Genomic DNA, 14464 nt, shown 5'->3' on the forward strand with positions numbered 1-14464 from the left:
TGTGCCGATGTGTGACGCTGAGAAAGATTCTTGATTCGATGGCTTCCGATGGCTTCCGATGGCTTCCGATGGCTTCCGATTGGCATCCATATTGCATACCTTTTGCCGGCCCACCCCTTTTTGGAGGAGTTTCGATGTCCTGTTCTACGCACCCCCCCCGGCCGCTTGCGGCTGGCAAGAAACCCCAAACATCCTTGGCGCGCAAATTGCTGGGCACCTTCACGGCGAGCGCAGCGGCGTTGGCAATGCTTGCGGCAGCGCCTGCGCAGGCCCAGGACAACGTGCTGAACATCTACAACTGGTCGGACTACATCGCCCCGACCACCGTTCCGGATTTTGAAAAGCAGTCCAGCGTCAAGGTGCGTTACGACACCTTCGACTCGAACGAGACGCTGTTCGCCAAGCTGGTCGCAGGCGACACGGGCTACGACATCGTCGTGCCTTCGTCGAACTGGGGCGCCGTCGAGCTCAAGGGCGGCCTGTTCCAGCCCATAGACAAGTCCAAGATTCCCAACTACCAGAACCTCGACCCCAACCTGATGAAGCAGCTCGCGGTCGTCGATCCAGGCAACAAATACCTGATTCCGTGGATGTGGGGCTACACCACCGTGGGAATCAACGTGGACAAGGTCAAAAAGGCCCTGGGCGACACGCCCATGCCCGACAACCCTTTTGAGCTGGTGTTCAACCCCACGTATTCCAACAAGCTCAAGAGCTGCGGCATCTCGTTCCTCGACTCCGGCGGCGACATCATGGAGGCGGCGTTCAACTACCTGCACATCCCGCAAAACAGCAACAAGCCCGCCGACTACCAGAAGGCCTGGGAGATGCTGCAAAAAATCCGCCCCAACGTGAGCCAGCTTTCCTCGAGCGGCTACATCAACGACCTTGCGGGCGGCAACCTTTGCGCCTCGCTCGGCTGGTCGGGGGACATGGGCATCGCCGCGCACCGCGCCAAGGAAGCCAAGAACGGCGTGAACGTCAAGGTCTTCCCGCCCACGCACGGCGCCGTGATCTTCATCGACACCATGGCGATCCCCGCCGACGCCAAGCACGCCGAGAACGCGCACAAGTTCATCAACTACCGCCTGCAGCCCAAGGTCGTCGCGGCCGATTCCAACACCGTGTATTACGCCAACCCGGTGCCCGCATCCGTGTCCATGGTGCTGCCGCGCGTGAAAGACAACGACTACGTCTTTCTTACGCCCGAGATGATGGGCAAGCTCATTGCGCCCAAGGTCTATAGCAGCGAGGAACGCCGCCTCGTGACGCGCCTGTACACCAAGTTCAAGACGGGGCTGTAAAAAAGAAAAAGAGGGGGTGGCTGCAGCGCTCGGGCGCGGGCGTGCGGCACGGCTTGCGCACGCAGCCGAACCGGCAGCCACCTGCAATCTGCACGGCATGGGATCACGAAATCACACCATGGCTCAAACCAGCACTGCAGCCGCAAGCGCGGCGCAAGCCGACGAGGCCTTCCTGCGCATCGCGGCCGTGAGCAAACGCTTCGGCGAGGTCGTCGCGGTCCACGAGATCGACCTGGACATCGCGCGGGGCGAAATCTTTGCGCTGCTCGGCTCCTCGGGCTGCGGCAAGTCCACACTGCTGCGCATGCTTGCGGGCTTCGAGACGCCGAGCAGCGGGCGCGTCTTTCTCGCGGGCGAGGACATCACCGAACTGCCGCCCTACGAGCGGCCCATCAACATGATGTTCCAGTCCTACGCCTTGTTTCCGCACCTCACGGTGTTCGACAACATCGCGTTTGGCCTGCGGCGCGACGGCATGGACAAGGCCGCGCTGACGCAGCGCGTCGAAGAGATGCTCGAGCTCGTGCAGCTGCGCCCCTACGCCAAGCGCAAGCCGCACCAGCTCTCGGGCGGGCAGCAGCAGCGCGTGGCGCTCGCGCGCAGCCTGGCCAAGCGGCCCAAGCTGCTGCTGCTCGACGAGCCGCTCGCGGCGCTCGACAAAAAACTGCGCGAGCGCACCCAGCTCGAACTCGTCCACATCCTGCGCAAGGTGGGCGTGACCTGTGTGCTGGTCACGCACGACCAGGAAGAAGCCATGACCATGGCCGACCACATCGCCGTGATGCGCGAGGGGCGCTTTTTGCAGCTGGGCACCCCCAGCGAGCTGTACGAGCACCCCAAGAACCGCTTCGTGGCCGACTTCATCGGCAACGTGAACCTGTTCGAAGGCCAGCTCGTGACCGATGAGCCCGATTACTGCGAGGTGCAGACCGACGAAGCGCTGTTTCGCATCGGGCACGGCATCACGGGCCCGCTGGGCATGGCGCTGGTGGTGGCGCTGCGCCCGGAAAAAATCACGCTCCAGGACGGCCACCAGGCGGCATCCAGCAACGCCGTGCAGGGGCAGATCGCCGCGCGCTCGTACATGGGCAGCTACACAGCCTACGAGCTGCAGCTGCCCAACCAGCGGCGCCTGCGCGTCACGGTCGCCAACACCGACCGCCACGCCGAGCCCTTCGAGGTGGGCGACGCCGTGACGGCTCAGTGGTCGGACACCGCGCCCATGGTCATTGCCGATTGAAGGGACTTGCGATGGAAGATGTCCAAGCCCCCGCAGTGCACCGGCGCAGGCGGTTTTTCCATGCCGGGCGCCTGGCCGTCATCGGCCTGCCGCAGCTCTGGTTCGTGGTGTTCCTGCTCGCGCCCTTTTTCATCCTGCTCAAGATCAGCCTGTCGGCCAGCAACGAGCTGGGCGTGGGCTTCGAGCCGCTGGTGTCTTTCCAGGATGAGGTGCTGCACATCCAGTTGCGCTTCAGCGCCTTTGCGGCGCTGCTGCGCGACCAGCTCTACCTGCTGACCTACCTGTCCTCGATCGGCTATGCGCTGCTCACCACGCTGCTGTGCCTGGTGATCGGCTACCCGTTCGCGTACTTTCTCGCGCGCTCCAACCCATCGGTGCGCCCGGCCTTGCTGATGCTCGTGATGCTGCCGTTCTGGACCTCGTTTCTGATCCGCATCTACGCCTGGAAAAACCTGCTCGACATCAACGGCCTGGTGAACCAATGGCTGCTCTGGGCCGGCATCATCGACGCGCCGCTGCGCATGATGTTCACCACTTTCTCGTTCATGGTCGGCATGGTCTATGGCTACATCCCGTTCATGATCCTGCCGCTCTATGCGACGCTCGTGAAGCTCGATGGCCGCCTGCTCGAAGCCGCGGCCGACCTGGGCGCGACGCCGCTCAAGACCTTCTGGCTCGTGACCGTGCCGCTGTCGCGCGCGGGCATCATCGCGGGCTCGCTGCTCGTGTTCATCCCCGCAGTGGGCGAATACGTGATCCCCGAACTGCTCGCCGGCCCCTCGGTGCTCAACATCGGCCGCGTGATGTGGAACGAGTTCTTCCTCAACCTCGACTGGCAGCGCGCCGCGGCCGTGACCATCGTGATGGTGCTGCTCATCCTCGTGCCGATCGCCTTCTTCCACCGCTACCAGACCAAGGTCATGGAGGCTGCATCGTGAAGCGGGTGTTTGCCTTCTCTTCGGTGTGGATGGCGCTGGTCTATCTGTTCCTCTACCTGCCCATCGTGGTGCTGGTCGTCTATTCGTTCAACGACTCGCGCATGGTCACGCTGTGGGGCGGCTGGACGCTGCGCTGGTACGCCGAAACGGTGCACGACGAAGCCGTGCTCAGCAGCCTGTGGCTGTCGCTCAAGGTGGCCCTGGCCACGGCCTGCGCCTCCATCGTGCTCGGCACGTTTGCGGCCTTTGCGCTCACGCGCTACCAGCGTTTTTGGGGCAAGGGCCTGCTCAATCTGTTCATCAACATCCCCCTGGTGATGCCCACCGTGGTGATCGCGCTCGCCCTGCTGCTCTTTTTCGTCACGGTGCAGGCCGCGCTGGGCTTTCCGCAAAAAGGCTTTTTCACGATCTTCATCGGGCACACGATGATGTGCGTTTCGTATGCAGCGGTGGTGATCCAGTCGCGCCTCAAGGAAATGGACCGCTCGGTCGAAGAGGCGGCGATGGATCTGGGCGCGCGCCCTTTGCAGGTGTTCATGCTCGTGACGCTGCCCGCCATTTCGCAGGCGCTGGTGTCGGCCTGGCTGCTGACCTTTTCGCTCTCGCTCGACGAAGTGGTCATTTCGGCGTTCCTCTCCGGCCCCGGTGCGACCACCTTGCCCGTGGTGATCTTCTCGCGCGCGCGCCTCGGCCTGAACCCCGAAATCAACGTCATCGGCGCCGTCACGGTGTACCTCGTGATCGTCGCCGTGGTGGTCAGCAGTCTGTGGATGGCGCGGCGCGAACGCCGCCGCGCACAGGAAAGCGCGGCGGCCTACCGCCAGGAAATGGAATTGCAAGCCGGCGCATAGCGCGTTTTCATGCGTTGGCCGCACTGTTTTGTCACCAAGCCGAGGGAAAAACCATGCACCACAAGTTCCGTCTTTCCATTCTGACCCTGGCCCTCGGCCTGGAGCCCGTGCTGGCGCGGGCCGACACCAACGCCGATATCCTGCGCGAGATCGAGGCGCTCAAGGCCAAGGTGCAGCAGCTCGAAGCGCAGGTCAAGAGCCAGCAAACGCAGATCGAGGAAAACCAGCGCGCCACCGCAGAGGCCGGCCAGACGGCCGACCGCGCCGACGTGCAGCTCAGCGGCGTCAAGCAGGCGCTGGAAACCTCGGGCTTTCGGGGGCTCACGATCACCGGCATGATCGCGCCCGCGTACGTTTACAACCAGGCGCAGCAGTCGGGCTCGTTCGTGTTCCTGAACCGCTCCAACGGTGCCGCGGGCGACAGCACGATCTACAACTACGACAACTCGTATTTCGGCAGCGCTTACATCTCGTTCGCCAAAGAGACCGAAGAAGGCACCAAGTGGACGCTGGTGCTCGCGCCCGACCGCGGCGCGGGCGCCATCTCCAACGGCAGTTCCATCGTGCACGAGGCCTCGGTTTCGATCCCGCTCGAAGGCGACAAGACCACGCGCCTGATCGCCGGCCAGATTCCCGATTGGGAGGGCTACGAATCCACCTGGGGCAACCAGATGAAGCCCATCACCCACAACCTGCTGTTCGACTTTGCCGAGCTCACGTCCTACACCGGGGTGGGCATAGACATGGTGCGCGGCAAGTGGGAAGTCAAGGCCATGCTGGCGAACATGAACTCCCCGCGCTACTACTACAGCGGCAACGGCGGACGCGCGCCGGCCGCGGTGGTGCGGGCCGACTACGCCATCCCCGGCTACGACAACGCGGGCGTGGGCTTCTGGGGCATGGTGGGCAAGCTGCCGAACGCCAACGTGAGCCCTGCCGACGGTGCCACGGCGCTGTACCGCACGGGCACTTCGTCGGCTGCGATGTTCGAGGTCGATGGTTTCGTCGCCAAGGGCGACTGGGGCTACTACGGCCAGATCGGCTACGGCCAGCAAACCGGTGCGGCCTACAACGGCGACACCGCGAAGTGGTGGGGCCTCTCGGGCATGATGACCTACAACTTCAGCCCGCGCTGGCTCGGCTTTGCGCGCGCCGACTACCTCAACAACAAGAAGAACGGCGGTGGCCTGCCCGGCGGCTACATGAACGTGTCGAGCTCGGGGCAGGGCTTCAACGGCGTCAACGGCTTCGGGCCCGGCTATGTGCGCGATCCGCTCACCGGCGAATGGGTGACCGGGGACAGCAACGCGGGCGCAAACCGCTACGCCCTGTCGCTGGGCATGAACTACCTCTACAACCAGTCCACCTCGCTCAAGCTCGAATACCGTTACGACCGCGCGAGCCGCGCGAGCTTCCTCAACACCTCCGACGGCAGCTACCGCAAATACAACAACCTGCTCGCGGCCTCGGTGGTCGTGAGCTTCTGATCGGTTTGCCAAGTCCCGTCGGTTGCCCGTTGCGGCAACTGGCCGACTCGAACTCGCTGGAGATGTCCCATGAACGCCCCTTCCTCGCGTGATTTCTGGCACGCGCGTGCGGCCGAGCTGCTCGCGCGCGGCATCGACGGCCGCATGTGGATCGAGGGCCGGCGTGAAGACGCAGCCGACGGCCAGTGCTTTGACTGCATCTCGCCGCTCGACGGCCGCGTGCTCACGCGCGTGGCGCGCGGCCAGGCGGCGGACATCCACCGCGCCGTCGCGTCTGCGCGCGCCGCTTTCGTCGATAGGCGCTGGGCGGGCAAGTCGCCGGCCGCGCGCAAAAAAGTGCTGCAAGACTTTGCCGCCGCCATGCTCGCGGCACGCGAGGAACTCGCCCTGCTCGAAACCCTGGACATGGGCAAGCCCATCCAGCACAGTCTCTCGGCCGACGTGCCCGGCGCGGCGCGCTGCATCCAGTGGTACGGCGAGGCCGTGGACAAGGTCTATGACGAAATCGCACCCACGGCCGACAGCGCGCTGGCGCTGGTCACGCGCGAGCCCGCGGGCGTGGTCGGCGCCATCGTGCCTTGGAACTACCCCATGCTCATGGCGGCGTGGAAGCTCGGGCCCGCGCTTGCCGCGGGCAACTCGGTGGTGCTCAAGCCAAGCGAAAAGTCGCCCCTGACGGCCTTGCGCATGGCCGAGCTCGCGCTCGAAGCCGGGCTGCCGCCGGGCGTGCTCAACGTGGTGCCGGGCTACGGCCACGAAGCCGGCGAGGCGCTCGCGCTGCACCTGGACGTCGATGTGATCGGCTTCACGGGCTCGACGCGCACGGGGCGGCGCATGCTCGAATACGCGGGCCGCAGCAACCTCAAGCGCATTTACAACGAGCTCGGCGGCAAGTCGGCGAACATCGTGTTTGCCGATTTCGACGACCTCGAAGGCGCCGCCGCCACGGCCGCGGGCAGCATGTTCTACAACCAGGGCGAGAGCTGCAACGCGCCCTCGCGCCTGCTGCTGCAGGAGGACATCGCCGACGCCTTTCTTGAAAAACTGCTGGCGCAGGTGCCGCAATACGCGCCGGGTGATCCGCTCGACCCGCAGACCACGCTCGGCGCGCTCGTCGATGCCACGCAGACACAGACCGTGCTGGGCTACATCGCGTCGGGCCTGGCCGAAGGCGCGCAATGCCTCGTGGGCGGCACGCGCGTGCTCGAGCACACGGGCGGCCAGTTCGTCGCGCCCACGGTGTTCGACAAAGTGCACAAGCGCATGAAGATCGCGCAGGAAGAAATCTTCGGCCCGGTGCTCGCGGTGCTGCGCTTTCGCACCGAAGAAGAAGCCATCGCCATCGCCAACGATTCCACCTACGGCCTGCACGCGGCGGTGTGGACGCGCAATCTCGACCGCGCCGTGCGCGTGTCGCGCGCGCTCCAGGCCGGCACGGTGCACGTCAACCAGTACGACGAGGACGACATCACCGTGCCTTTCGGCGGCGTCAAGCAGTCGGGCAACGGACGCGACAAGTCGCTGCACGCCTTCGACAAATACACCGAGCTCAAAACCACCTGGATGCGCATCGCGCCGCGCTGAGGGCGCTTTTTGTTGATCGCGGGGCCTGCGCTGCGCCGCGCTGGCCACTCCTGCCGCTCCTGTATTCTTCACGAGGAATTCCCCATGAACCACTCCCGCAATGAACAACTGCTGGCGCGCAAGGCCTCGGCCACGCCGCGCGGCGTCGGCGTGATGGCGCAGTTTTTTGCCGCGCGTGCCGAAGGCGCCGAGCTTTGGGATGTCGAGGGGCGCCGCTTCATCGATTTTGCCGGCGGCATCGCGGTGCTCAACGTCGGCCACCGCCACCCCAAGGTCGTGGCCGCGCTCACCGCGCAGCTGCAGCGCTTCACGCACACCTGCTACCAGGTCGTGCCCTATGAGAGTTACGTGGCGCTCGCAGAGAAGCTCAACGAACTCACGCCGGGCACGTTCGCGAAGAAAACCGCGCTGTTTTCCACGGGCGCCGAGGCCGTGGAGAACGCCATCAAGATCGCGCGCGCCTACACCGGCCGCGCGGGCGTTATCGCCTTCGACGGCGCCTTCCATGGCCGCAGCCTGTTTGCCGTGGCGCTCACGGGCAAGGTGCAGCCCTACAAGGTGGGCTTCGGCCCGTTCCCGCCCGAGATCTACCACGTGCCGTTTCCGCGTGAGGGCGGCGGCCTTGCCGAGGCGAAAAAAGCACTCGAGCGCCTGTTCAAGTCCGACATCGAGCCCACGCGCGTCGCCGCGATCATCTTCGAGCCCGTGCAGGGCGAAGGCGGCTTCAACGTCATCGACGCCGCCGCCGTCAAGTGGCTGCGCACGCTGTGCGACATGCACGGCATCGTGCTCATCGCTGACGAGGTGCAAAGCGGCTTTGGGCGCACCGGCACGCTGTTTGCGATGGAGCACTACCACGCGCAGACCGGCGTGCTGCCCGATCTGCTGACCAGCGCCAAGTCGCTCGCCGCGGGGCTGCCGCTGTCGGCCGTCACGGGCCGCGCCGAGATCATGGACGCCCCGGCGCCGGGCGGCCTCGGCGGCACCTATGCGGGCAACCCGCTCGCGGTGGCGGCGGCGCACGCGGTGATCGAGGTCATGCACGAAGAAAGGCTCCCCGAGCGCGGCGCGCGGCTGGGCGCGCAGCTGCAGGAACGATTGCAAGCTTTGAGTGCGCAGGTGCCGCAGATCGCCGAGGTGCGCGGCCTCGGCGCCATGGTGGCCGTGGAACTGCGCGACCCGGCAAGCGGCGCCGCCGACGCTGAATGCACCCGCCGCGTGCAGGCCGAGGCGCTGGCGCGCGGGCTGATTCTGCTCAGCTGCGGCACCGAGGCGAACGTGCTGCGCTTTCTGTTCCCGCTCACCATCCCCGACGCGCTGTTTGCCGAAGCGCTGGACATCCTCGAAGCGGCGCTGCGCGCGGCCTGAGCGATTTCCGCGCGCCGTTCAGAGTGCCTTGGCAAAAAATAAGCAAAAAAGCCATCAAGCCAAGGTGTATCAAGCGCTGGCAGCTACGATTTTTGTAGATTGCGCCGGATCACCACGGGCTTGCCGCCCAGGCGTCGCTTGCACATCCAGTGCGACAGCGCCGAGTCGAGGTAGTCGGCATGGCCCGGAAACCAGTTGGCGAGAGCCTGCGCGAGCGAGCGGCACACGTCGCTGCGTCCTTGCGCGAGCACTTCGCGCACCTCGAGCACCGATTTCATCACCGCCGCATGCTCGTCGGCATGGCAGCCGCGCGCCGGGAAGTCGGTTTCTTCCATCCAGGCTTCCTCCTCGCTGAAATGCCGCTGTGCGTGCTCGGCAAAGGCATCGAGCAGGCCTGGCAGGTCGGCGTCGGGCGCGGTCTGCAACTGGTGCACGAGGGTCACGAACTCCTCGTGCAGCGCGTCCATGGGGCCGTAGCCGAGCAGGTAAGCGTCGCTCCACTGCATGGGCGCAGCGTCGGCTTCGGCGGAGGGGGAGGCGGGGGTTTCGGTGGGTGGCATGGTGGTCTGGGGCTCGTTGTGGCGGGGATTCCGGGAAAGTGTAGCGCGGCCCCGCTGCGCACGCTCCAGCGAGAGGCCAGAGGAATCCGCCGAGCCGCTACCATTGCACCCCCCACGGGAAGATCATGCACCCAGCTTTGCGCCAGACCATAGACCAGGTGCGCGCCGCAGCCGCGGCGCGCACGCCTTTGCGCCTGCGCGGTGGGGGTACCAAGGATTTTCACGGCCCGCGGGGGCCGGCGGGGCTGCAGGGCAGTTTGCTCGATACGCGCGCGCTCGCAGGTATCGTGAGCTACGAGCCCAGCGAACTCGTTGTCACGGCCTGGGCCGGCACGCCGCTGGCGCAGCTCGAGGCCGCGCTGGCCGAGCGCAGGCAGTGCCTGCCGTTCGAGCCGCCGCACTTTGCCGCGCCCGATGCTGGCGCTGCTGCCACCGTGGGCGGCATGGTGGCGGCGGGCCTGAGCGGCCCCGCGCGCGTGAGCGTGGGTGCCGTGCGCGACTACGTGCTGGGCCTGCACCTGGTCAACGGCCGGGGCGAGGCGCTGTGCTTTGGCGGGCAGGTGATGAAGAACGTCGCGGGTTACGACGTCTCGCGCCTCATGGTCGGCGCCTGGGGCACGCTGGGTTTGATCACCCAGGTGAGTCTCAAGGTCTTGCCCGTGGCGCCGGCCGAGGCCACGCTGCGCTTTGCCTGCACCCAGGCCGAGGCCTTGCAGCGCGTGCTCGATGGGGCGCGCCAGCCCCTGCCGCTCAATGCGAGCAGCTGGGTGGCCGTGGGGAGCAATGGCGACAGCGACGCTGGCGGCGACGGCAATGGCGCGCGTCGTGGCGATATGCAGCAGCCGGGATGCCTGCATGTGCGCCTGCGCGGCGCCGCGGCGGCGGTCGAAGAGGCCTGCCGCACGCTGGGCGGAGAGCGGCTCGATGCACAAGAAGCGGCTGCGCATTGGCAGGCCTGCCGCGAGCAGACCCTGCCTTGGTTTGCCACGCGCGCGCCCACGCATGCGCTGTGGCGCCTGTCGCTGCCAGCGACGGCGCCGGTGCTCGCCTTGCCGGCCACGGCCAGCGCGCCGCTGCTCGAATGGCACGGCGCGCTGCGCTGGGTGCAGGCGCCGCTCGCAGATGCTGCGGCGCTCGCCGAGGCCGCGCGGGCCGTGGGCGGAAGTGCATCGATTTTCAGAGCGCATGATGCAGGTGGATACTTGCAGAAAGACCTTTTTGGCCTGCAATCTCCGGCGCTGCAAAAAATCCATGCGCGCGTGCGCGCGGCCTTCGACCCGGCGGGCATCTTCAACCCGGGGCGCATGGGTCTGGACGGCTAGAAAAAACCATGCAAACCCAGCTCACCCCCGAATACCGCGCCACGCCCGAAGGCCGCGAGGCCGAGGCCATTGTGCGCAAGTGTGTGCATTGCGGCTTTTGCACGGCCACCTGCCCGACCTACCAGCTGCTCGGTGACGAGCTCGACGGCCCGCGCGGGCGCATTTACCTCATCAAGCAGGTGCTCGAAGGCGCCACGCCCACGCGCAAGACGCAGCAGCACCTGGACCGATGCCTGACCTGCCGCAACTGCGAAAGCACCTGCCCGAGCGGCGTGCAATACGGCCAGCTGATCGACATTGGCCGCCAGCTTGTCGAAGACAAGGTGCCGCGCCCCCTGGGCGAGCGCGCGCTGCGCTGGCTGCTCAAGGAGGGGTTGCCCTCGCCGCTGTTCGCGCCGGCGCTCAGGCTCGGGCGGGCGCTGCGCCCCTTGCTGCCCGCGGCGCTGCGCGCCAAGGTGCCGCCCGCGCAATCTGCCGGCGCCTGGCCCACGCGCACGCACGCGCGCAAGGTGCTGCTGCTGGCCGGCTGCGTGCAACCCGCGCTGCTGCCCAACATCCACGCGGCCACGGCGCGCGTGCTCGACGCGGCGGGCCTGCAGACCGTGCGGGCGCCCGAAGCGGGTTGCTGCGGCGCGGTGAAGTTCCACCTCAACGACCAGGAGGGCGGCAAGGCGCAGATGCGCGCGAACATCGACGCCTGGTGGCCGTGGATTGCGCCCGAGGGCGAGGAGGGTGGACAAGGCGGGCAAGGTAGGGTCGAGGCCATCGTGGTCAACGCCTCGGGCTGCGGCCTCATGGTCAAGGAATACGGCCACCATTTGCGCAACGACCCCGCCTACGTCGACAAGGCTGCGCGCATCAGCGCGCTCGCGCGCGATCTGAGCGAGCTCCTGCCCGACCTGGTGCCGCGCCTGCAGCCACGCATGCAGGACGCCAGCCCGGCGCGCGCGGCGCTGTACGCCTACCACCCGCCGTGCACGCTGCAGCACGGGCAGCAGCTGCGCGATGTGGTCGAGACGCAGCTGGCTGCACTGGGCCTGCGCCTGCAGCGCGCACCTGCCGAGGCGCACCTGTGCTGTGGCTCGGCGGGCACCTATGCGCTGCTCGAACCCCACACTGCGCAGACGCTGCGCGACCGCAAAATCGGCCAGCTGCAGACGCTGCAACCCGCCGCCATTCTGAGCGCCAACGTCGGCTGCATCACGCACCTGCAAAGCGGCACCGAGCTGCCCGTGCGCCACTGGGTCGAATTGCTCGATGAATGCCTTTCCTGACCACGCACGCCCCGTGCCCTCAACCATAAAAATGGCCACCCTGCCTGACACCATGCCAGAACAAGAACTGCACACCCCTATCGCCCCGCCATCGCTCCCCGTGCACAACGTGGCCGGGATGCCCGACCCCGCCCAGACGATCACGGTGGCTACCGCACTTGCCGCACCCGATGCCCCTGAAACGCGCAGTGACGCCGGCGCGCAGATCCCCATGCCGCAAACCGCCGCGCCACAAGCGGCAGCGCCTGGCGAAGAAGCCGCCGCGCAGCGCCCAGGCCGTGCACACCGCAGGCGACGCAAGTCGGCAGGGCGCACCGAGGCCACCGAGGCGCAAGCGCAGGCACCGTCGTCCACGCCTGCGCCCGCACCAGGACAGCAAGCCGCTGCACGCGCGCCGCGGCGCACGCACCCCGTGCTCGAGCAGCTCGCCGCGCTCTATCCGCAGCTGTTCGGCGCCGTGTTCCGGCCGCTCAAGCGCGGCATTTTTCAGGACCTGATCGCCGCGCACCCCGACGCCTTCGAGCGCGCCGCGCTCAAGGAGGCGCTGGGCCTGCACACGCGCTCCACACGCTATCTGCACAGCGTGGCCGCGGGCGGCAAGCGCTACGACCTGGCAGGCCAGCCGGGCGAAGACCTGACGCCCGAGCATGTCTTGCATGCGCTGCTCGAGGTGCACCGCCGCCGCCAGGCGCGCACCGGCGCCGATGCTGCGGCCACGGCCGACGCCCAGGCCCAGCTGCGCCGGCGCATGGTGGCGGCTTTCGAGGCCTCGGGCCTCACTCGCGAGGCCTACACCGAGCGTGTGCGCAGCCGCGACGAGGCCGCCAACGCCTTGCTCGAAGAAGCCCTGGCCGAATGGGCGGCACGCAACGCCAAAGACGAAGCCCTGCTGCGCGCCTTCGAGGCCAGCAGCACCAGCCAGGGCAGCGCCGAGGCGCACACGCCAGAAACCCAGCGCAGCGCCGAAGCGCAGTTTGCCGCCATGTACGGACTCGAGCCGCGCAGCGTCACGCAGGCGCTCGTCCGTGCGCGCCGTGCCCGGCGGCAGGCTGGCACGGTTTCCGGGTGAAGCGCGTCACCGCAAGAGTTACAGCAAAATTGGGGTTTGGTGCTTATTGAACCAGCGTAAGCAGCTCCCAGTATAGGAGCGCTGCGGCGCTCAGTGCGTATCGTGGCGCGCGGTGTGCAGCAACTGCTCCATCTCGGCGCCGTAGCGTTTGCAGTTGTAGGCATGCCAGCGCTGGATCAGCCACATCAGGCCCGCCACGGCGACGCCGAAGGCGGTGATGGCGCCAAACACCGACAGCCCCAGCTTGAGCGACAGGCTGTAGAACGCGCCCAGCCCGAGGATGCTGGCTTGTTCGTTGAAGTTCTGCACGGCGATCGAGCGCCCCGCGCCCATCAGTTTGTGCCCGCGGTGCTGCAGCAGCGCGTTCATGGGCACCACCAGAAAGCCGCCGAGCGCGCCAAGCAGCACCAGGTACGGCACCGCCAGGCCAATGTGGTGGATGAAGATGATCAGCACCAGCAGCACGCCCATGCCTATGCCCAGCGGCAGCACATGGGTGGCCTGGTCCAGGCGCATGCGCACCGACGCCGCCACGGCTCCCGCGGCCGTGCCCAGTGCCACCACGCCCGTGAGCGACGAGGCCTGCGAGGTGTCGTAGCCGAGCGCCACGGCCGCCCAGGCCAGCACGATGTATTTGAGGTTGCCGCCCACGCCCCAGAACAGCGTGGTCGTGGCCAGCGTGATCTGGCCGAGCTTGTCGAGCCACAGCCGCCGGTTGCAGTCCCAGAAGTCGGGCAGCAGCGCCATGGCGCTTTGCAGCACGCTGTGCCTCGGGTGCTGGCGCAGCGCGCGCATCTCCACCCCCGTGTGTGGAATGCGCGTGTTGAACCAGGCGGCGAGCGCATACACCACGATCAGCGCCGCGATGGCCGACTCGGCCGGCGTGTCCACGCCGGTGTCGATGAAGGGAAAGTCGAACTGCAGCAACCAGGCCGACAAATGCGACCCCACGAGCAGCCCGCCCAGCACCACGCCCAGGATGATGGAGGCGATCGTGAGACCCTCTATCCAGCCGTTGGCGCGCACCAGTTGCGAATGCGGCAGCAGCTCGGTGAGGATGCCGTATTTGGCCGGCGAATACGCCGCGGCCCCGAGCCCGACGATGGCGTAGGCCAGCAGCGGGTGCGAGCCGAACAGCATCAGCAGACAGCCCAGCACCTTGATCGCATTGCTCAGCAACATCACCCGCCCCTTGGGCAGGGCATCGGCAAAAGCACCGACGAACGGCGCCAGCACCACGTAAAACAGCGCAAACATGGGCACCAGCGCAGCGCGCTCCCACTCGGGGGCGCCGTTGGTGCGCAGCAGTTCCACGGCGGCGACGAACAAGGCATTGTCGGCCAGCGAGCTAAAAAACTGCGCCGCCATGATGGTGTAGAAACCGCGCTTCATTGCAGGAAAGAAAATGTCGCTGGCCAGCGCATAGGGTGCGGATGAAAGTTCAGTCGCGGCGGGTTATATCACGGC

12 protein-coding genes are annotated in these 14464 nt (G+C 66.9%); 10 read left to right on the forward strand and 2 right to left on the reverse strand.

Annotated elements, in window-relative coordinates; all coding sequences use genetic code 11:
- The first annotated feature begins 134 nt into the window (after positions 1-134).
- From PYV55_RS01185 to gabT, 7 genes are all read left to right on the forward strand, one after another.
- On the forward strand, positions 135-1304 hold the full coding sequence (locus tag PYV55_RS01185; protein WP_275848501.1) for a polyamine ABC transporter substrate-binding protein: 1170 nt from the start codon (positions 135-137) through the stop codon (positions 1302-1304).
- Between the two features lie 118 nt (positions 1305-1422).
- On the forward strand, positions 1423-2544 hold the full coding sequence (locus tag PYV55_RS01190; protein ID WP_275848503.1) for an ABC transporter ATP-binding protein: 1122 nt from the start codon (positions 1423-1425) through the stop codon (positions 2542-2544).
- A gap of 11 nt (positions 2545-2555) precedes the next feature.
- Positions 2556-3482, forward strand: a complete 927-nt coding sequence (locus PYV55_RS01195) for an ABC transporter permease subunit (protein ID WP_275848505.1) — start codon at positions 2556-2558, stop codon at positions 3480-3482.
- Between the two features lie 29 nt (positions 3483-3511).
- Entirely contained in the window at positions 3512-4333 is an 822-nt protein-coding gene (locus PYV55_RS01200; protein ID WP_275848623.1) for an ABC transporter permease, read from the forward strand.
- Between the two features lie 53 nt (positions 4334-4386).
- Entirely contained in the window at positions 4387-5820 is a 1434-nt protein-coding gene (locus PYV55_RS01205) for a DUF3138 family protein (RefSeq protein ID WP_275848507.1), read from the forward strand.
- 69 nt (positions 5821-5889) lie between these two features.
- On the forward strand, positions 5890-7404 hold the full coding sequence (locus tag PYV55_RS01210) for an aldehyde dehydrogenase (protein WP_275848509.1): 1515 nt from the start codon (positions 5890-5892) through the stop codon (positions 7402-7404).
- A gap of 84 nt (positions 7405-7488) precedes the next feature.
- Positions 7489-8772, forward strand: a complete 1284-nt coding sequence (gene gabT, locus PYV55_RS01215; protein ID WP_275848511.1) for a 4-aminobutyrate--2-oxoglutarate transaminase — start codon at positions 7489-7491, stop codon at positions 8770-8772.
- An 83-nt stretch (positions 8773-8855) separates the two neighbouring features.
- Here the strand turns inward: gabT and PYV55_RS01220 are convergent, their stop codons facing one another.
- Positions 8856-9332 carry a bacteriohemerythrin gene (locus tag PYV55_RS01220; protein WP_275848513.1) on the reverse strand — a complete coding sequence of 159 codons (477 nt, stop codon included), beginning with the start codon at positions 9330-9332 and terminating at the stop codon, positions 8856-8858.
- 125 nt (positions 9333-9457) lie between these two features.
- Between PYV55_RS01220 and glcE the strand changes: the two genes are divergently transcribed.
- Genes glcE through PYV55_RS01235 form a run of 3 tightly spaced genes read left to right on the forward strand, consistent with a single transcriptional unit; the run spans position 9458 to position 12997 of the window.
- Entirely contained in the window at positions 9458-10654 is a 1197-nt protein-coding gene (glcE, locus tag PYV55_RS01225; protein WP_275848515.1) for a glycolate oxidase subunit GlcE, read from the forward strand.
- 8 nt (positions 10655-10662) lie between these two features.
- Entirely contained in the window at positions 10663-11928 is a 1266-nt protein-coding gene (gene glcF / locus PYV55_RS01230) for a glycolate oxidase subunit GlcF (RefSeq protein WP_275848517.1), read from the forward strand.
- Positions 11929-11980: 52 nt separating this feature from the next.
- Positions 11981-12997 (forward strand): ProQ/FinO family protein, encoded by a 1017-nt coding sequence (locus tag PYV55_RS01235; RefSeq protein WP_345803580.1) that lies wholly within the window; start codon positions 11981-11983, stop codon positions 12995-12997.
- Positions 12998-13087: 90 nt separating this feature from the next.
- Here PYV55_RS01235 and lplT read toward each other — a convergent pair whose 3' ends face one another.
- Positions 13088-14389 carry a lysophospholipid transporter LplT gene (lplT, locus tag PYV55_RS01240; RefSeq protein ID WP_275848519.1) on the reverse strand — a complete coding sequence of 434 codons (1302 nt, stop codon included), beginning with the start codon at positions 14387-14389 and terminating at the stop codon, positions 13088-13090.
- Between the last annotated feature and the right edge of the window lie 75 nt (positions 14390-14464).

The sequence above is a fragment of the Extensimonas soli genome, from assembly GCF_029211265.1.
GTDB lineage: Bacteria > Pseudomonadota > Gammaproteobacteria > Burkholderiales > Burkholderiaceae_C > Extensimonas > Extensimonas soli.